Below are 17099 nucleotides of genomic sequence, written 5' to 3'. Positions count from 1 at the left end.
CTTCATTTCCGTGCCGAGGGCTTCCATGGCGCGCTGAACTGTTTGCGTGCTGTGCACGACGCGCTAGTTTGCGCGTCGCGCCGCGCCGGCCTCGCTCGCCCAAGCGCCCGGCGCCGGATCGATCCTCGACGGGAGCGGCGCGTGACCAAGCGTATCCTTCTCATCATCGGTGGCGGCATCGCGGCCTACAAGTCGCTCGATCTCATCCGCCGCCTGAAGGAGCGAGGCTATTCCGTGCGTGCGATCCTGACGAAGGGCGGGGCGGAATTCATCACGCCGCTCTCCGTCGCCAGCCTGTCGCGCGAGCGCACCTTCACCGACCTCTTCTCGCTGACCGACGAGGCGGACATCGGCCATATCGAATTGTCGCGCTCGGCCGACCTCCTCGTCGTCGCGCCGGCGACGGCCGACCTTCTCGCCAAGATGGCGGGCGGCCATGCCGACGATCTCGCCTCGACGGCGCTTCTTGCCACCGACAAGCCGGTCCTCGTCGCCCCGGCGATGAACCCGCGCATGTGGCAGCACCCGGCCACGCGCCGCAACATGGCGCTCCTCGAAGCCGATGGCGTCGCCGTCGTGGGGCCGAACGAGGGGGCGATGGCCGAGCGCGGCGAGTTCGGCCCCGGCCGCATGGCCGAGCCGATGGAGATCCTGGCCGCCGTCGAGCGGCTTCTCGGCGGTGCGGACCTGCCGCTCGCCGGCCGCCACGTCCTCGTCACGTCGGGGCCGACGCACGAGCCGATCGATCCCGTGCGCTACATCGCCAACCGCTCCTCCGGGCGCCAGGGGCACGCCATCGCCGCAGCCGCGGCTGCCGCCGGGGCGCGGGTGACGCTCGTGTCCGGGCCGGTCGCCATCGCCCCGCCCGCGGGGGTGACGACGGTGGAGGTCGAGACCGCCCGCGAGATGCTGGCGGCGGTCGAGGCGGCGCTGCCGGCCGATGCCGCGGTCTTCGCCGCGGCGGTGGCGGACTGGCGCACGGCCGGCGAAGCCGCTCAGAAGATGAAGAAGAACGGCAAGGGCATCCCCCAGCTCGCCCTCGTCGAGAACCCCGACATCCTCGCCACCATCGCGCATCGTGCCGAGCAGCGGCCCGGCCTCGTCGTCGGCTTTGCGGCCGAGACGGAGAAGGTGGTGGAGCATGCCCGCCAGAAGCGCCTGCGCAAGGGCTGCGACTGGATCGTCGCCAATGACGTCGGCCCCGGCACGGGGGTGATGGGCGGCACGCGCAACACGGTGCATCTCGTCACCGGCGAAGGCGTCGAGGACTGGCCGACCATGGACAAGGACGAGGTGGCGCGCCGGCTCGTGGCCCGCATCGCCGCCGCCATGCCGAAGGGATCCGCATGACACCGACGCCGCCTGCCGAACCGCTCGTCGAGGTCGTGCGCCTGCCGCATGCGGGCGACCTGCCGCTGCCGCGCTACGAGAGCGCGCATGCCGCGGGGCTCGATCTGATGGCAGCCGTACCCGCCGATGGGCCGGTGACGCTGCCGCCCGGCGGCCGCGCGCTCGTGCCCACGGGTTTCGCGATGGCGTTGCCCCCGGGCTACGAGGCGCAGGTGCGGCCACGCTCCGGCCTTGCCCTGAAGCACGGCGTGACCGTTCTCAACGCGCCGGGGACCGTGGATGCGGATTACCGCGGCGAGATCGGTGTTATTCTGATCAACACGGGTGCAGCGGATTTTACGGTGAGCCGCGGCATGCGCATTGCACAGCTGGTCGTCGCGCCCGTGCGGCAGGTCCGGTTCGCGGAAGTCGACCGGCTCGGCGCGACGGAGCGTGGCGCCGGCGGTTTCGGGTCGACCGGCGTGTGACCCGCGAGAAGCAGACGAAGAGGAACGACGACAATGATCCTGCTCTCCCGGCGCAGCCTTCTCGCCATCGCCGCCGTGGTCGACGTGGCCATCCACGCCCGGCCGAGCCCGGTGGCGGCGAAGCTGCTCGCGGCCCGTCACAACCTGCCGCCGCGCCATCTCGAGACGGTGCTGCAGCAGCTCGTGCGGGCCGGCATCCTCAAGGGAGTGCGGGGACCGCGCGGCGGCTATGAACTCGCGCGCGAGCGCCGCCGCATCACCGCCGGCGAGATCGTGCGGGCGGCGATGGCGACCTCGACGGAGGAATCGCTGCCGCCCGTGCCGGAATCCGCCCTCGTCGACCTCGTCGTCGGGCCGGTGGTGCGTGATGCCGGGGAGGCCTTTCTCAGGATCCTCGACGAATCGACGGTCGAAGACCTGTGCCGACGCGCCGAGGAGGCCGCGGTCTTCGGGCTCGTGCCGTCATCGGTCGATTTTACGATATAGAATGTGAATATAGGAATATTATCGACAGTCTTTGTGTAAATATGCTATCGGGGCTGAGGTTCAATCGCCTGGCCTGCCTTTCACTTCTGCGGCAGGCCGGCAGAAGGGTGGAGACGAGATCATGGCCGAACCAGCCGCCAAGCCCGCCGCGGACAAGCAGCACGTGCCCGGCCGCGGGCGGATCTACAATTCGATCACCGAGACGATCGGCGACACGCCCCTGGTGCGGCTCGACCGGCTGGCGAAGGACAAGGGCGTCAAGGCCAACCTCCTCGCCAAGCTCGAGTTCTTCAATCCGATCGCGAGCGTGAAGGACCGCATCGGCGTCAGCATGATCGACGACCTCGAGGAGCGCGGCCTCATCAGGCCGGGCGCGACGCTGATCGAGCCGACCTCGGGCAATACCGGCATCGCGCTCGCCTTCGTCGCCGCCGCGCGCGGCTATCGCCTCATCCTCGTCATGCCGGAGACGATGTCGATCGAGCGGCGCAAGATGCTCGCTTTGCTCGGCGCCGAGCTCGTGCTCACCCCCGGCCCCCAGGGCATGCGCGGCGCCGTCAACCGCGCCGAGGAGCTGAAGAACGAGATCCCCGGCTCCATCATCCCGCAGCAGTTCGCCAACCCGGCCAATCCGGCCATCCACCGGCGCACCACCGCCGAAGAGGTCTGGAACGACACCAACGGCGAGGTGGACATCTTCGTCTCCGGCGTCGGCACCGGCGGCACCATCACCGGCGTCGGCCAGGTGCTGAAGCCGCGCAAGCCCTCCCTGCGCGTCGTCGCGGTGGAGCCGGAGGATTCGCCCGTGCTCTCCGGCGGCCAGCCCGGCCCGCACAAGATCCAGGGCATCGGCGCCGGCTTCGTGCCGCAGGTGCTCGACCGCTCGGTCATCGACGAGGTGGTGACCGTGGGCAACCAGACGGCCTTCGACACCGCGCGCCTCGTCGCCCGCCTCGAGGGCATCCCGGTCGGCATCTCCTCGGGAGCGGCGGTGGCCGCGGCGCTCGAGATCGCGTCGCGCCCGGACAGTGCCGGCAAGACCATCGTCATCATCATCCCCTCCTTCGCCGAGCGCTATCTCTCGACGGCGCTGTTCGAGGGGCTGTGATCTTCATTCCCTCTCCCCGCGAGCGGGGAGAGGGAATCTCGGCGCCCTTCGAGAGGCCCTCTTTCGATTGGCTTGCGAAGCTCAGGGGCGGCCATGTGGCCGCCCTTTTGCTTGTTCGGCTTCGGCGGGCCCCGCCGCGTGCGGGGGCGCACGCCGGCCCGTTCCGGTTCGGCGCATCTTGTCCCTGCCTGACGCGCCGATGCGGCGCCGGGCACCGGGAGCCGAACCATGTACCGCCGCCTCGCCCTTCTCTCGATGTTCGTGTTCTTCGCCGCGGCCTACGCGACGCAGGACCGGCTGCCGCGCTCGGCGGTGAGCCTGCTGCGCGGGGCCGGCGAGCATGTCGCGATCGTCCCGGAGAGCGACGTGAGCATCGGGCCGGACATGTGAGCGCCGCCTCTCAAGCGGACATGAAAAAGGGCGCCTTCGGCGCCCTTTCCATTTGTCGGCGTCAGCCCGCCGCCGCTTCCTTGGCGCGCTCGGCGCGCTTGCGGTCGTTGGGGTCGAGCAGGGTCTTGCGCAGGCGGATGGACTTCGGCGTCACCTCGACGAGCTCGTCGTCCTGGATCCAGGCGAGCGCCCGCTCCAGCGTCATGCGGATCGGCGGCGTCAGGCGCACGGCCTCGTCCTTCGACGTGGTGCGGATGTTGGTGAGCTTCTTGCCCTTGAGCACGTTGACCTCGAGGTCGTTGTCGCGCGTGTGCTCGCCGACGATCATGCCCTGGTACACCTTCCAGCCGGGCTCGATCATCATCGGGCCGCGGTCCTCGAGGTTCCACAGCGCATAGGCCACGGCCTCGCCGGCGTCGTTCGAGATGAGGACGCCGTTGCGCCGGCCGGCGATCTCGCCCTTGTAGGGGGCGTAGGCGTGGAACAGCCGGTTCATGATCGCGGTGCCACGCGTGTCCGTCATCAGCTCCGACTGGTAGCCGATGAGGCCGCGCGTCGGGGCGTGGAAGACGAGGCGCAGCCGGTTGCCGCCGGAGGGGCGCATCTCGATCATGTCCGCCTTGCGCTCGGACATCTTCTGCACGACGACGCCCGAGTGCTCCTCGTCGACGTCGATGACGACCTCCTCGATCGGCTCCAGCGTCTCGCCCGTGGCCTCGTCCTTCTTGAAGACGACACGCGGGCGCGACACCGCGAGTTCGAAGCCCTCGCGGCGCATGGTCTCGATGAGGATGGCGAGCTGCAGTTCGCCGCGGCCGGAGACGAAGAAGGAATCCTTGTCGGACGATTCCTCGATCTTCAGCGTGACGTTGCCCTCGGCCTCCTTGAACAGACGGTCGCGGATCATGCGGCTCGTCACCTTGTCGCCCTCGGTGCCGGCGAGCGGCGAATCGTTGACGAGGAAGGACATGGTGACGGTCGGGGGGTCGATCGGCTGGGCCGGCAGGGGCGTGTCGGCCTCCGGCGCGCAGAAGGTGTCGGCTACCGTGCCCTTCTCGAGCCCGGCGATGGAGACGATGTCGCCCGCCTCGCCCAGATCGATCGGCTGGCGCTCGATGCCGCGGAAGGCGAGGATCTTCGAGACGCGGCCCTGCTCGATGACCTTGCCGTCGCGATCGATGACCTTGATCGCCTGGTTCGGCTTCACCTGCCCCGCCGAGATGCGGCCGGTGACGATGCGGCCGAGGAAGGGGTTGGCCTCGAGGATGGTGCCGAGCATGCGGAAGGCGCCGTCCTCGACGGTCGGCGGGGGCACGTGGTCGAGCACGAGGTCGAAGAGCGGCGCAAGGCCGTCCTCCTTCGGGCCCTCGGGCGAGGCCGCCATCCAGCCGTCGCGGCCCGAGCCGTAGAGGATGGGGAAGTCGAGCTGCTCGTCGGTGGCGTCGAGGGCGGCGAAGAGGTCGAAGACCTCGTTGATCACTTCCTGCGCCCGCGCATCCGGCCGGTCGACCTTGTTGATGGCGACGATGGGGCGCAGGCCGATCTTGAGCGCCTTGCCGACGACGAACTTCGTCTGCGGCATCGGGCCCTCGGCGGCGTCGACGAGCACGATGGCGCCGTCCACCATGTTGAGGATGCGCTCCACCTCGCCGCCGAAGTCGGCGTGGCCGGGCGTGTCGACGATGTTGATGCGCGTGCCCTTCCAGACGACCGAGGTCGCCTTGGCAAGAATCGTGATGCCGCGCTCCTTCTCGAGGTCGTTCGAATCCATCACGCGCTCGGCCACGCGCTGGTTCTCGCGGAAGGCGCCGGACTGGGCGAGCAGCTTGTCCACGAGGGTCGTCTTGCCGTGGTCGACGTGGGCGATGATGGCGATATTGCGCAGCTGCATGAAAACTCCTGCCGCGGCGGATGGGGCCCGGCTCATGACACGAAATTGCGAAGCGGATGAGACAGCGCGCGCTGCCCACGCGCACTGGCACGCGGTTCCTATAATCCGATGTGCGTCAAACGGCAACGGAAAGTCTGTTGCAGCGCAGCAGCTCCTTGACCTTTGACGACGATTTAGTAAGGTGTCCTTATATTAAGGTGACCCATGAGAACCGGCCCAGCCACCTTCGGTTTCCTCCTGACGGATGCGGCGCGCCTCCTGCGCGCGCGGTTCGACCGCGCCATGGAGGAGGTGGGCCTCGGCCTCACGCCGGGCGAGGCGCGCGCCCTCGTCTTCGTCAGCCATTTCGCGCCCATCCGCCAGAGCCACCTCGCCGAGCGCATGAGCGTGGAGCCCATGACGCTCGTCGGCTTCATCGATCGGCTGGAGGCGCGCGGACTGGTGGCTCGTGCTCCCGATCCGGAGGACCGGCGCGCCAAGACGGTGCAGCTCACCCCGGCGGCCCTGCCGCTCGTGGAGGAGATCAAGGTCGTGCTGACGCGGGCGCGCGAGGACGCGACGCGCGACTTCTCGCAGGAGGAGATCGAGACCATGCGCCGGCTGCTCGACCGCATGCGCAGCAATCTCTGCAGCCGCAGCGGCGGAGAGGGGGCATGAAGCCGTCCGCCGCCGCGCCGATGATGAGCGAGATGCGCACGGCCGTCATCGGCGCCTTCATCGTGGCGCTCGGGCCGGTGAGCCTGGCGCTCTATACCCCCGCGATGCCGGCGCTGGTCGGGGCCTTCGGCACGACGCCGGCGGCGATCAACCTGACGCTGACGGTCTATTTCTTCGGCTTCGCCTTCGCCCAGCTCGTCTGCGGGCCGCTCTCCGATGCCTATGGACGGCGCCCGGTGGCCATCGGCTTCTTCTCCATCTACCTGGCCGGCAGCCTCGTTGCCGCCTGGTCGCCGAGCATCGGCTGGCTGCTCGCCGGCCGGGCGCTGCAGGGCGTCGGCGTGGCGGCCGGCGTCGCCATCTCGCGCGCCATCGTGCGCGACCAGTTCACGGGCCAGACCTCGGCCCGCATCATGAACCTGATCGGCCTGATGCTCGCCGTCGGCCCCGCCGTCTCGCCGACGCTCGGCGGCATGACGGCGAGCGCCTTCGGCTGGCACGCCCTCTTCGTCATCATGGTCGTCTACGGCCTCGCCGTGGTCCTCACGCTCGCCCTCGCGACGCGCGAGACGAACCTTGCGCCCGACAGGGCGCTGGCGCGCCCGGCCCGCATGCTGACGAGCTACGGCGTTCTCCTGCGCGACCGGCGCTTCCTGCGCGCGGGCCTCGTCCTCGGCCTCACCACCGGCGGGCTCTATACCCTCGCCTCCATGCTGCCCTTCGTCATGATCGACCGGGTGGGCCTGACGCCGACGGGTTTCGGCCTGTCGATGCTGTGCCAGACCGGCGCCTATACCATCGGCACGGTGATCGTCGGGCGGCTGCTGCGCCGCTTCGAGGCGAGCCGCCTCATCTCGGCCGGCCTCGTCTTCTCGCTCTCAGCCGCCCTCTGGTTCGCGGTGGGCCTGAGGCTGCTGCCGCCGAGCTTTGCCACCGTCATGGTGCCGGTGGCGCTGTGGGCCTTCGGCATCGCCCTCGTCATGCCCGGGGTGACGACCAATGCGCTCGCCGGCTTTCCGCATATCGCCGGAGCCGCGGCGGCCATGACGGGCTTCATGCAGATCGGCGGCGGGCTCGTCGGCTCGGCGGTCGGCGCGGCGTTCTTCGCCGATCCCTTCGTCGCCATGACGACGGTCTTGCCCATCATGGGTGTCCTCGCGGCCGCCGCCCATGCCGGCCTCGCACCGCGTCCGCTGCGCGCAGCCCCTCCCGCAGCCGAGGATCTGATGGCGGCTGCCGACCCCGCAGGCATCGTCGGCACGGGCGCGGAGGAGGCCATGCTGCTGGAGGAGGCGCGCCCGCGCGAACCCCGGACGGCGCGGGAGGACGCCCGCACCTGATCGGTCAGGCGCGCGGGTTGCGGTGGCCGAAGCGCCATTCCGGCTGCACGGAGCGCACCAGCATCATCTCGCCGATGTTCTCCGCCGTGAGCAGGCCGACGAGCCGGTCGTTGCCGTCGAGCACGCCCAGGGCCGGGGCCTTGGCCTCGTTGAGCTTACGGAAGGCGGCCTCGAGCGGCTGGCGGTAGTGGATCGTCGGCACCTCGGCATTCATGACCTCGATGACGGGCGATGCGGCGCCGTGGTTCCTGAGCGCCATGACGAGGGCGTCGCGCGTCAGGATGCCGCGCAGGTGCCCGCCGCCGTCGACCACCGGGAATTCCTTCTGGGACGTGCGGATCATGGTCTCGACGGCATCGTCGAGCGAGCTCTGCGGGCCGAGCACCTCGAACTGCGTGATCATCGCCTCGCCGACCGGCAGGCCGCGGGTGACGTCGCGGAAGGCGACGTGCTCGGCCTCCGAGGAGGCGGCGAGATAGACGAAGATGGCGATGAAGATGAGGAGCGGGTTGAGGAAGAGGCCGGCGAAGCCGAGGAGGAAGGCGAAGCCCTGGCCGATGGTGGCGGCAAGCTGCGTCGCCCGCGAGAAGCCGACCCGCATGGCGAGCAGCGCCCGCAGCACCCGGCCGCCGTCCATGGGAAAGGCCGGGATCATGTTGAAGAGGACGAGGATGATGTTGGCCCCGGCGAGACGCGCGAGCAGGCTGACGCGCGGATCCTCGAGGCGCGCCATGTCCGTCAGGTCGACGGTGGCGCCGAGGATGATGACCAGTACGAGGGCGATGACGACGTTGACCGCCGGCCCCGCCACGGCGACGACGAGCTCTTCGCCCGGCTTTTCCGGGATGCGCTCGAGGCTCGCGACGCCGCCGATCGGAAAGAGCGTGATGTGCGGCGTGCGCACGCCGTAGCGCCGGGCGGCGAGCACGTGGCCGAACTCGTGGAGCAGCACGCACAGGAACAGGAGCGCGATGAAGAGGACGCTGTCAGCGGCAGCGGCGGGCCCGCCGAGGCGCCATTGCGCGAAGCCGATCCACGCCAGGAAGAGCAGGAAGGTGACGTGGATGCGCACCGCGGTGCCGGCGATGGTGCCGACGTGAATGGACCAGGGCATGGGCGCGAGCCTCCGAGAATCGGGCCGTCCGATCTACAGGAAAGCACGAACCGGGGCGGGCGCGCCATGCGGCCGAATGGTCCCGGCCGCGGCGCCGAACGCTTGAAGAAAGACGAGAGCGGTGGAGCGATGTCGGGGCTGCCTCCCTCCCCGTCCTTTCGCTGGCGGGGAGGGGAATGCGGCCGCCTGTGCTGTTCGCCGCCTCAGAGCCGGGCGCGCCACCAGGCGATCTGCGCGCGCACGTTGTCCGGGGCCGTGCCGCCGAAGCTCATGCGCGAGCGCACGGAGTTCTCGACGCCGAGGACGGCGTAGACCGCGTCCGTGATGCGCGGCTCCACCGCCTGCATCACGTCGAGCGACAGGTCTTCCAGGCCGCAGCCGCGCTGCTCGGCCTCGGCGACGAGGCGCCCGGTGACATGGTGGGCGTCGCGGAAGGGCATTTCGAGCGCGCGCACCAGCCAGTCGGCGAGATCGGTCGCCGTGGCGAAGCCGGCGCCGGCCGCCGCCGCCATCCGCTCGGGCACGGGCTTCAGGTCCGCGATCATGCCGGAGACGGCGGCGAGCACGAGCTCGTAGGTGTCGGCGGCGTCGAAGAGGCGCTCCTTGTCCTCCTGCATGTCCTTGGAATAGGTGAGCGGCAGGCCCTTCATCACCGTGAGCAGCGCCACCAGCGAGCCGATGATGCGGCCCGGCTTGGCGCGCACCAGCTCGGCCGCGTCCGGATTCTTCTTCTGCGGCATGATGCTGGAGCCGGTCGTCCACTGGTCCGACAGGCGCACGAAGCCGAACTGCGGCGTCATCCAGATCACGATCTCCTCCGCGAGGCGCGAGAGGTGCATGGCCGAGATCGAAGCGATCGACAGATATTCGAGGATGAAATCCCGGTCGGAGACGGAATCGAGCGAGTTGCGCGTCGGCCCGTCGAAGCCGAGCGCCTCGGCCGTTGCGTGCCGGTCGATGGGGAAGGAGGTGCCGGCGAGGGCGGCGGCGCCGAGCGGGCATTCGTTGAGGCGCTTGCGCGAGTCACGGATGCGCGAGCGGTCGCGCCCCAGCATCTCGACATAGGCCATGAGGTGGTGGCCGAAGGTGACGGGCTGGGCGCTCTGCAGATGGGTGAAGCCGGGCATCACCGTCTCCGCATGGGCGGCCGCCTGGGTGAGCAGCGTGTCCATGAGGTTGGTGATCTGGGCGTCGGCCCGGTCATGCGCCTCGCGCACCCACAGGCGCACGTCCGTCGCCACCTGGTCGTTGCGGCTGCGGGCCGTGTGCAGGCGCCCGGCGGCCGGGCCGATGAGGTCGCGCAGGCGGCCCTCGACGTTCATGTGGATGTCTTCGAGCGCCGTCGAGAAGGTGAAGTGGCCGCCCTCGATCTCCTCGAGGATGCGCTTCAGCCCGTCGTGGATGGCGTCGCGGTCCTCTTCCGAGATGATGCCCTGCTTCGCCAGCATGTCGGCATGGGCGACGGAGCCGCGGATGTCCTGCGCGGCGAGGCGTCTGTCGAAGCCGATGGAGACGTTGATGGCCTCCATGAGTGCGCTCGGCGAGGAGGCGAAGCGCCCGCCCCACATCGCATTGGCGTTCTTGTCCTGCCCGTTTGCCGGCTTGCCGCTCATGTCGCCTCGCTCGCTTCTTCTGGCGCCCCTTCGCCATCGGCGCGTCATAGGCCAGCAGCGGGCGGGGGGCAAGGCGGGAGAGAGACGTAAAAGAAAAGGCGCGGCAGGTTCACGCCGGCCGCGCCTCAGGCAGGGGAGGAGAGCTACGCAGGACCGGGCTCAGCGCTCGGCGAAGGCCTTCTCGATGACGAAATGGCCCGGCTCGCCGTGGTTGCCTTCGTTGAAGCCGCGCTCCTCGAGGATGATCTTGAGGTCGCGGATCATCTGCGGGCTGCCGCAGAGCATCAGGCGGTCGTTCTCGGCGTCGATCGGCGGCAGGCCGATGTCGCCGAAGAGCTTGCTGGTCGTGATGAGATCGGTGATGCGGCCGCGGTTGCGGAAGGGCTCGCGCGTCACGGTCGGATAGTAGATCAGCTTCGAGCGGATCTCCTCGCCGAGGAATTCGTCCTCCGGCAGGTCGCGGGTGATCATCTCGCCATAGGCGAGCTCGGACACCTGGCGGCAGCCGTGCAGGAGGACGACCTTCTCGAAGCGCTCGTAGGTCTCGGGGTCGCGGATGAGGCTGAGGAAGGGAGCAAGGCCCGTGCCGGTGCCGAGCAGGTAGAGGTTGCGGCCATGCATCAGGTTGTCGAGCACGAGGGTGCCGGTGGCCTTGCGGCCGACGATGATGGGATCACCTTCCTTCAGGTGCTGCAGGCGGGAGGTCAGCGGCCCGTCCGGCACCTTGATGGAGAAGAACTCCAGCTTCTCGTCGTAGTTGGGGCTCACGACGCTGTAGGCCCGCAGGAGGGGTTTTCCCTCCACCTCGATGCCGATCATCGTGAACTGGCCGTTCTTGAAGCGGAAGCCGGGGTCGCGCGTCGTCGTGAAGGAGAACAGCGTGTCCGTCCAGTGATGCACGCTCAGAACGCGCTCTTGGTTGAAGTTGCTCATGGCTTCTCGTCCATGCTCCCGGATCTGCGTCGCGGCCGGTGCCGCGGGGTTGAGTGCCGCGCCTTCACATAGCGGGGCGCCGCGCGGGGGAAAAGGGGTAACCAGCTTCTATTTGCACGATCTCGTACGGAATTGCAAGTATTTACATTTTTTCCGTACTAAATAGAAATTTCTCCTTGTCGGGGACGTCTTTCCACGCGTCCGCATCATCCGGGACCGGTCCCTTATCGGTGATGTTGGGCCAGATCGCGGCATATTTCGCATTGACGGGCAGCCAGCGGTCGGCGCGCGGGTCAGTGTCGGAGACGATCGCGTCGGCCGGACATTCCGGCTCACACACGCCACAGTCGATGCATTCGTCCGGATGGATGACGAGCATCGTCTCCCCCTCGTAGAAGCAGTCGACCGGGCACACCTCCACGCAATCCTGGTACTTGCAACGGATGCAGCCATCGGTCACGACATAGGTCATGCGAACCTCCGGAAGGGCTCTTGCTCGCCTCTAGATTGTTTGTATACTAACAAATTAGCGCACCTGATCCGGCTTGTCAATCGGGTCGCGACGCGGGCGGCGAGGGGCCGGTCGAAGCAACGGGAGAGAGGGAACCTATGGCGCACGATGCGGTACAGCAGGGCGGGAAGGGCAAGCTCGTCATTCGCAACATCGGCCTGATCCTGAGCGGCGATCTCGAGCGGCCGATCCTCGACGGCGACACGGTGGTCGCGATCGACGGCCGGATCGCCGCCGTCGGCCGCGAGAAGGACGTCGACACCGACGGCGCGAGCGAAGTCATCGATGCCAACGGCACGGTGCTGACGCCCGGCCTCATCGACAGCCACGTCCACCCCGTCGCCGGCGACTGGACGCCGCGCCAGCAGCAGCTCAACTGGATCGACAGCAACCTGCACGGCGGCGTCACCACCATGATCTCGGCCGGCGAGGTGCACACGCCGGGCCGGCCGCGCGACGTCGTCGGCCTCAAGGCCATGGCGATCTACGCGCAGCGCACCTTCTCCGCCTTCCGCCCGAGCGGCGTGAAGATCCACGCCGGCGCGCCCTGCATCGAGCCGGACATGACGGAGCAGGATTTCAAGGACCTGGCCGACGCGGGCGTCAAGCTGCTCGGCGAGGTCGGCCTCGGCGGCGTCAAGGACGGGCCGAGGGCGCGCAAGATGGTGGCCTGGGCCCGCAAGTACGGCATCCAGTCGACCATCCATACCGGCGGGCCGTCCATCCCCGGCTCCGGCCTCATCGACAAGGACGTGGTGCTGGAGGCGGACACGGATGTCGTTGGTCACATCAACGGCGGCCACACGGCCCTGCCGGACGACCAGATCCGCTGCATCTGTGAGGGCTGCAAGCGCGGCCTCGAGCTGGTGCACAACGGCAACGAGCGGGCCGCGCTCTACACCTTGCGCATCGCGCGCGAGATGGGCGACCTCAACCGCGTCATCCTCGGCACGGATGCGCCGGCGGGCTCCGGCGTGCAGCCGCTCGGCATCCTGCGCATGGTCTCGCTGCTCTCCTCGCTCGGTGACGTGCCGGCGGAGGTGGCCTTCTGCTTCGCCACCGGCAACACGGCGCGCATGCGCCAGCTCGACTGCGGCCTGGTCGAGGTCGGCCGCGCGGCCGATTTCGTGCTGATGGACAAGGCCCAGCACTCGGCGGGCAAGGACCTGCTCGAGTCCGTGCGCCTCGGCGACCTGCCGGGCATCGGCATGACCATCATCGACGGCATCGTGCGCACGCAGCGCAGCCGCAACACGCCGCCGGCGACGCGCATGCCGGAGATCGTGGCGCGGTAAGGCGCACGCGCTTCCGGCCGCGGGGCCGGAAGCGCGTCAGAGCATCTTCTGAAGCAGGGCGATCAGCGTCGCGCGTTCCGCGGCGCTCAGTTCCTTCAGCGTTTCCTCGGAGATGGCGGCGGCCCGGGGCAGGCAGCGTGCGACGGTCGCCTCGCCCTCCGGCGTCAGGGCCACGAGCAGGCGGCGGCCATCGTCGGGGTCGGGGCTGGTCCCGGTCAGGCCGCGCTTCGTCAGCCGGTCGACGACGCCCTTGATGGTGGCGGCGTCCATGGCCGTCTGCCGGCCGAGAAGGTTCTGCGACAGCGGGCCGGCCTGGTGGAGCTTGGCGAGCGCCGCCCATTGGGTCGGCGTCAGGTCCTCGCCCATCATGGTCATGAAGATGGTCGTGTGGCGCTGGCTGACCTGGCGGAGGATGAAGCCGATCTGCTCGTCGAGAACATAGGCTGGCGTCGAAACGGCTGAGGTCATCGATACTCCGGTCCGGGCGGCGATCTCTCGCCGCCTATCACACTGCAAGATAAGCGTCACGAATGTCGGGGCTCTCCTCGAGCTCGCGGATCGTGCCGCCGAAGCGGATGCGCCCGCTCTCGATGATATAGGCCCTGTCGGAGATCAGCCGCGCGAAATGCAGGTTCTGCTCCGAGAGGACGATGCTGAGGCCTTCGTTCTTCATGGCGAGGATGGCGTTCGCCATCTCTTCGACGATCTTGGGGGCGAGGCCTTCCGAGGGCTCGTCGAGGAGGACGAGGGAGGGGTTGCCCATCAGCGTGCGGGCGATGGTCAGCATCTGCTGCTCGCCGCCGCTCATGCGCCCGCCGAGGCGCCCGCGCATCTCGCCGAGATTGGGAAAGAGCGTGTAGAGCTTCTCCGGCGTCCAGCGGGGGGCGCCCGTCCGCTCCGGCTGCTCGCCGACCATGAGGTTCTCCTCCACCGTCAGCTCGGTGAAGATGCGCCGGTCCTCGGGCACGTAGCCGAGGCCGCGGCGCACGATCTCGTGCGTCGGGCGCGCCGTGATGTCCTCGCCCTCGAAGAGGATGCACCCCTCGCGCCGGGCGACGAGCCCGACGATGGAGCGGAAGGTGGTGGACTTGCCGGCGCCGTTGCGGCCGAGGAGGGCGACCACCTCGCCGGGGCCGACGTTGATGTCGACGTCGAAGAGGATATGGGCCGGCCCGTAGAAGCTGTTGAGCTGGTGGACTTCGAGTTTCATGCCGCGGCCTCTCCGCCATAGACGCTGCCTTCGCCGAGATAGACGGCCTTGACGTCCGGGTTGTTGCGCACCTCGGCCGGCGTGCCGCCCGCGATGAGGCTGCCGCGGTTCAGCACCATGATCCGGTCCGCATGCTCGAAGACGACGTCCATGTCGTGTTCGGTGAAGAGCACGCCGATCGACTGCTCGCGCGCGATCGTCGCGGTGAGGCGCATCAGCGCGACGCGCTCCTTCGGCGCCATGCCGGCCGTCGGCTCGTCCATCAGGAGGAGCCTCGGCTCGTTGACGAGGGCGATGGCGAGCTCGAGGCGCTTCAGGTCGCCATAGGCGAGCTCGCCACACGGCCGCTCCGCGAGGTCGCGCATGCCGACGAGCCCGAGCAGCCGGTCGGCCTCCTCCCGATGGCGCGCGCCGGCGAAGCCGAACAGGCGGCCGAGCTCGCGGTGGTGCGAGAGCAGCGCCACCTGCACGTTCTCGCGCACCGTCATCGAGGGATAGGTGGCGGTGATCTGGAAGGTGCGGCCGACGCCGAGACGCCAGATCTCGCGCGGGCGCAGGCCGGCCGTGTCGCGGCCGAGGATCCTGACCGAACCGGTGTCGCGGCTGATCTGGCCGTTGAGCATGTTGAAGCACGTGCTCTTGCCGGCGCCGTTGGGACCGATGAGGGCGAGGATCTCGCCGGCGGCGAGGGTGAAGGACACGCCCCTGACCGCATGCACGCCGCCATAGGACTTCGACAGGTTCTCGACTTCGAGGATGGGCGTGCTCATCGTGCGGCCTCCATCTTGGGGGCGGCGATCGGGGCGGCGCCGCTGCCGGACGTCGGGGCGGTTGCCTTCGCGGGTGCGGTCCGCGCCGCGCTGCCGCCGTCGTCGGCCCGGGTGCGGCGGCGGGCCAGGAGGTCCTCCGCGAAGCCGACGATGCCCTTGGGGAAGGCGACGACGAGCAGCACGATGATGGCGCCGAGCACGAGCTTCGACAGGTCCGTCTGGCTGACGAGCCAGATGGCGAGCGCCTTGTAGACGATGGCGCCGACGACGGCCCCCGACACCGTCTCGATGCCGCCGAGCAGCACCATGACGAGCCCGTCGACCGACATCGGGATGGCGAGGTTGTCCGGGAAGACGCTGCCCTTCAGGAAGGCGAAGAGCGCCCCGGCGATGCCCGCGAAGGTGCCGGCGATGACGAAGGCGGCCCACTGCACGCGCGAGCGGTCAATGCCGATCGCCTCCGAGCGCAGGGCGGAATCGCGCGTTGCCCTGAGCGCATAGCCGAAGGGTGAGAAGACGAGCACCCTGAGCGCCACGATGCCGATGACCGAGACGGCGAGCGCCAGCCAGTAGAAGGTGGCGGGGCTCGAGGCCCAGCTCGCCGGCCACACGCCGAGGATGCCGTTGTCGCCGCCGGTGACCTCGACCCACTGGAAGGCGATGGACCAGGCGATCTGCGCGAAGGCGAGCGTCAGCATGGCGAAATAGACGCCCGACAGGCGCACGCAGAACCAGCCGAAGAGGATGGCGCCGGCCACCCCGAGCAGCGGCCCCAGCAGGAGCGAGCCGATCATCGGCATGCCGAACATGGTGGTGGCGAAGGCCGCGCCATAGGCGCCGAGGCCGAAATAGGCCGCATGGCCGAAGGAGGCGAGGCCGCCGACCGTCATCAGGAAGTGCAGGCTCGCCGCGAAGAGGGCGAAGACGGCGATCTCGGCCAGCACCGTCAGCGCGTAGTCGCCGGTGACGAAGGGCGCGAAGCCCGCGGCGACGACAACGGCGAGCATGATGAGGCGCTGGTTCTGGCTCATCGGCCGCCAGGGGCGGATGCTGAGCCCGGCCGGCTGGCGGGCCGGGCCTTCGGCGCGCCCGAGCAGGCCCCACGGCCGCACGATGAGCACGCAGGCCATGACGAGGAAGACGAGGACGATCGAGATCTTGGGAAAGATCAGGATGCCGAAGGCGTTGAGCTCGGAGACGAGCACCGCGGCGATGAAGGCGCCGAGCACGCTGCCGAGCCCGCCGATGACGACGACGACGAAGACCTCGACGATGATGGAGAGATCCATGAGATGGGTGACGGCGTTGCGCGGGATCTGCAGCGCGCCGCCGAGGCCGGCGAGGAAGATGCCGAGCGCGAAGACCGAGGTGAACAGCCAGGTCTGGTTGACGCCGAGGGCCGCCACCATGTCGCGGTCCTGGGTCGCGGCGCGCACGAGGACGCCCCAGCGGGTGCGGTGGAAGAGGATCCACAGGCCGCCGAGCACGAGCGGGCCGAGCACGATGAGGAAGAGGTCGTAGGTCGGCACCGCGAGGCCGAGGATATCGACCGCGCCGCGCAGCCCGGGCGCACGTGGCCCGACGAGGTCCTCCGGGCCCCAGATCATGACGACGAGGTCCTGCACCATCAGCGTCACGCCGAAGGTCGCGAGCAGCTGGAACAGCTCCGGCGCGCGATAGATGCGGCGCAGCAGCACGATCTCCAGCAGCGCGCCGACGGCCGCGACGACGAGGGCCGCGACGACGATGCCGCCCCAGAAGCCGAAGAAGCCCTCGAACCGGTCGGTGAGCGTATAGGCCACATAGGCGCCGAGCATGTAGAAGGCGCCGTGGGCGAAGTTCACGATGCGCGTGACGCCGAAGATGATCGACAGGCCGGACGCGACGAGGAACAGGGAAGCCGCGCTGGCGAGGCCTGTCAGGAACTGGACGACGAAGAATTCCACGGACGCGACCCTCTGGTT

Annotated in this window: 17 protein-coding genes; 8 read left to right on the top strand and 9 right to left on the bottom strand. The window is 69.2% G+C overall.

Going from position 1 to position 17099, the window contains the following annotated elements; genetic code table 11:
• Nucleotides 1–141: 141 nt before the first annotated feature.
• From coaBC to AL346_RS25000, 5 genes are all read left to right on the top strand, one after another.
• Complete coding sequence (gene coaBC / locus AL346_RS07370) at nt 142–1350, top strand: bifunctional phosphopantothenoylcysteine decarboxylase/phosphopantothenate--cysteine ligase CoaBC (protein WP_019402128.1); 1209 nt, start codon at nt 142–144, stop codon at nt 1348–1350.
• Nucleotides 1347–1817 (top strand): dUTP diphosphatase, encoded by a 471-nt coding sequence (gene dut / locus AL346_RS07365; RefSeq protein WP_019402127.1) that lies wholly within the window; start codon nt 1347–1349, stop codon nt 1815–1817. Before coaBC ends, dut begins: the two co-directional genes overlap by 4 nt.
• Before the next feature lie 33 nt (nt 1818–1850).
• On the top strand, nt 1851–2303 hold the full coding sequence (locus tag AL346_RS07360; RefSeq protein ID WP_019402126.1) for an Rrf2 family transcriptional regulator: 453 nt from the start codon (nt 1851–1853) through the stop codon (nt 2301–2303).
• 121 nt (nt 2304–2424) lie between these two features.
• Complete coding sequence (gene cysK / locus AL346_RS07355) at nt 2425–3411, top strand: cysteine synthase A (RefSeq protein WP_019402125.1); 987 nt, start codon at nt 2425–2427, stop codon at nt 3409–3411.
• A gap of 228 nt (nt 3412–3639) precedes the next feature.
• Nucleotides 3640–3801: a hypothetical protein gene (locus tag AL346_RS25000; RefSeq protein ID WP_019402124.1), complete on the top strand. Its 162-nt coding sequence runs from the start codon at nt 3640–3642 to the stop codon at nt 3799–3801.
• A 61-nt stretch (nt 3802–3862) separates the two neighbouring features.
• Here the strand turns inward: AL346_RS25000 and typA are convergent, their stop codons facing one another.
• Nucleotides 3863–5692 (bottom strand): translational GTPase TypA, encoded by a 1830-nt coding sequence (gene typA / locus AL346_RS07350; protein ID WP_019402123.1) that lies wholly within the window; start codon nt 5690–5692, stop codon nt 3863–3865.
• A gap of 204 nt (nt 5693–5896) precedes the next feature.
• Between typA and AL346_RS07345 the strand changes: the two genes are divergently transcribed.
• Together AL346_RS07345 and AL346_RS07340 are read left to right on the top strand one after the other, a co-directional pair.
• Nucleotides 5897–6349 carry a MarR family winged helix-turn-helix transcriptional regulator gene (locus AL346_RS07345; protein ID WP_019402122.1) on the top strand — a complete coding sequence of 151 codons (453 nt, stop codon included), beginning with the start codon at nt 5897–5899 and terminating at the stop codon, nt 6347–6349.
• Nucleotides 6346–7689, top strand: a complete 1344-nt coding sequence (locus AL346_RS07340) for a multidrug effflux MFS transporter (RefSeq protein WP_019402121.1) — start codon at nt 6346–6348, stop codon at nt 7687–7689. Before AL346_RS07345 ends, AL346_RS07340 begins: the two co-directional genes overlap by 4 nt.
• 4 nt (nt 7690–7693) lie before the next feature.
• Here the strand turns inward: AL346_RS07340 and AL346_RS07335 are convergent, their stop codons facing one another.
• The 4 genes from AL346_RS07335 to fdxA form a co-directional block, all read right to left on the bottom strand.
• Nucleotides 7694–8803 carry a site-2 protease family protein gene (locus AL346_RS07335; RefSeq protein WP_019402120.1) on the bottom strand — a complete coding sequence of 370 codons (1110 nt, stop codon included), beginning with the start codon at nt 8801–8803 and terminating at the stop codon, nt 7694–7696.
• 203 nt (nt 8804–9006) lie between these two features.
• Nucleotides 9007–10416 carry an argininosuccinate lyase gene (gene argH, locus AL346_RS07330; RefSeq protein WP_019402119.1) on the bottom strand — a complete coding sequence of 470 codons (1410 nt, stop codon included), beginning with the start codon at nt 10414–10416 and terminating at the stop codon, nt 9007–9009.
• Between the two features lie 159 nt (nt 10417–10575).
• On the bottom strand, nt 10576–11349 hold the full coding sequence (locus tag AL346_RS07325) for a ferredoxin--NADP reductase (protein ID WP_019402118.1): 774 nt from the start codon (nt 11347–11349) through the stop codon (nt 10576–10578).
• Between the two features lie 142 nt (nt 11350–11491).
• Complete coding sequence (fdxA, locus tag AL346_RS07320) at nt 11492–11821, bottom strand: ferredoxin FdxA (RefSeq protein WP_019402117.1); 330 nt, start codon at nt 11819–11821, stop codon at nt 11492–11494.
• A 137-nt stretch (nt 11822–11958) separates the two neighbouring features.
• On the opposite strand from fdxA, the gene AL346_RS07315 reads away from it, so the two are divergent.
• Complete coding sequence (locus tag AL346_RS07315) at nt 11959–13155, top strand: amidohydrolase family protein (RefSeq protein WP_019402116.1); 1197 nt, start codon at nt 11959–11961, stop codon at nt 13153–13155.
• A gap of 36 nt (nt 13156–13191) precedes the next feature.
• Here AL346_RS07315 and AL346_RS07310 read toward each other — a convergent pair whose 3' ends face one another.
• From AL346_RS07310 to AL346_RS07295, 4 genes are read right to left on the bottom strand one after another with little or no spacing between them, the layout of a single operon-like run.
• The gene (locus tag AL346_RS07310; protein WP_019402115.1) at nt 13192–13623 is read right to left on the bottom strand and encodes a MarR family winged helix-turn-helix transcriptional regulator; all 432 of its coding nucleotides are present in this window, start codon (nt 13621–13623) and stop codon (nt 13192–13194) included.
• Nucleotides 13624–13660: 37 nt separating this feature from the next.
• Complete coding sequence (locus tag AL346_RS07305; RefSeq protein WP_019402114.1) at nt 13661–14365, bottom strand: ABC transporter ATP-binding protein; 705 nt, start codon at nt 14363–14365, stop codon at nt 13661–13663.
• Nucleotides 14362–15135, bottom strand: coding sequence for an ABC transporter ATP-binding protein (locus tag AL346_RS07300; protein WP_019402113.1), 774 nt, complete (start codon nt 15133–15135; stop codon nt 14362–14364). Before AL346_RS07300 ends, AL346_RS07305 begins: the two co-directional genes overlap by 4 nt.
• A complete protein-coding gene (locus AL346_RS07295; RefSeq protein WP_082312611.1) occupies nt 15132–17081 on the bottom strand; it encodes an ABC transporter permease in 1950 nt (649 codons plus the stop codon). The genes AL346_RS07300 and AL346_RS07295 overlap by 4 nt, the downstream gene beginning before the upstream one ends.
• Between the last annotated feature and the right edge of the window lie 18 nt (nt 17082–17099).

The sequence above is a fragment of the Chelatococcus sp. CO-6 genome, from assembly GCF_001271345.1.
Classification (GTDB): domain Bacteria; phylum Pseudomonadota; class Alphaproteobacteria; order Rhizobiales; family Beijerinckiaceae; genus Chelatococcus_A; species Chelatococcus_A caeni.
The sequence above is the reverse complement of the archived record's forward strand: the minus strand, read 5'-3'. Positions and strand labels throughout refer to the sequence as shown.

Excerpts from the sequence above, each read along its gene's own strand:
- dut (WP_019402127.1), top strand. The coding sequence starts at position 1,347 with ATGACACCGACGCCGCCTGCCGAACCGCTCGTCGAGGTCGTGCGCCTG.
- AL346_RS07360 (WP_019402126.1), top strand. The coding sequence starts at position 1,851 with ATGATCCTGCTCTCCCGGCGCAGCCTTCTCGCCATCGCCGCCGTGGTC.
- cysK (WP_019402125.1), top strand. The coding sequence starts at position 2,425 with ATGGCCGAACCAGCCGCCAAGCCCGCCGCGGACAAGCAGCACGTGCCC.
- AL346_RS25000 (WP_019402124.1), top strand. The coding sequence starts at position 3,640 with ATGTACCGCCGCCTCGCCCTTCTCTCGATGTTCGTGTTCTTCGCCGCG.
- typA (WP_019402123.1), bottom strand. The coding sequence starts at position 5,692 with ATGCAGCTGCGCAATATCGCCATCATCGCCCACGTCGACCACGGCAAG.
- AL346_RS07345 (WP_019402122.1), top strand. The coding sequence starts at position 5,897 with ATGAGAACCGGCCCAGCCACCTTCGGTTTCCTCCTGACGGATGCGGCG.
- AL346_RS07340 (WP_019402121.1), top strand. The coding sequence starts at position 6,346 with ATGAAGCCGTCCGCCGCCGCGCCGATGATGAGCGAGATGCGCACGGCC.
- AL346_RS07335 (WP_019402120.1), bottom strand. The coding sequence starts at position 8,803 with ATGCCCTGGTCCATTCACGTCGGCACCATCGCCGGCACCGCGGTGCGC.
- argH (WP_019402119.1), bottom strand. The coding sequence starts at position 10,416 with ATGAGCGGCAAGCCGGCAAACGGGCAGGACAAGAACGCCAATGCGATG.
- AL346_RS07325 (WP_019402118.1), bottom strand. The coding sequence starts at position 11,349 with ATGAGCAACTTCAACCAAGAGCGCGTTCTGAGCGTGCATCACTGGACG.
- fdxA (WP_019402117.1), bottom strand. The coding sequence starts at position 11,821 with ATGACCTATGTCGTGACCGATGGCTGCATCCGTTGCAAGTACCAGGAT.
- AL346_RS07315 (WP_019402116.1), top strand. The coding sequence starts at position 11,959 with ATGGCGCACGATGCGGTACAGCAGGGCGGGAAGGGCAAGCTCGTCATT.
- AL346_RS07310 (WP_019402115.1), bottom strand. The coding sequence starts at position 13,623 with ATGACCTCAGCCGTTTCGACGCCAGCCTATGTTCTCGACGAGCAGATC.
- AL346_RS07305 (WP_019402114.1), bottom strand. The coding sequence starts at position 14,365 with ATGAAACTCGAAGTCCACCAGCTCAACAGCTTCTACGGGCCGGCCCAT.
- AL346_RS07300 (WP_019402113.1), bottom strand. The coding sequence starts at position 15,135 with ATGAGCACGCCCATCCTCGAAGTCGAGAACCTGTCGAAGTCCTATGGC.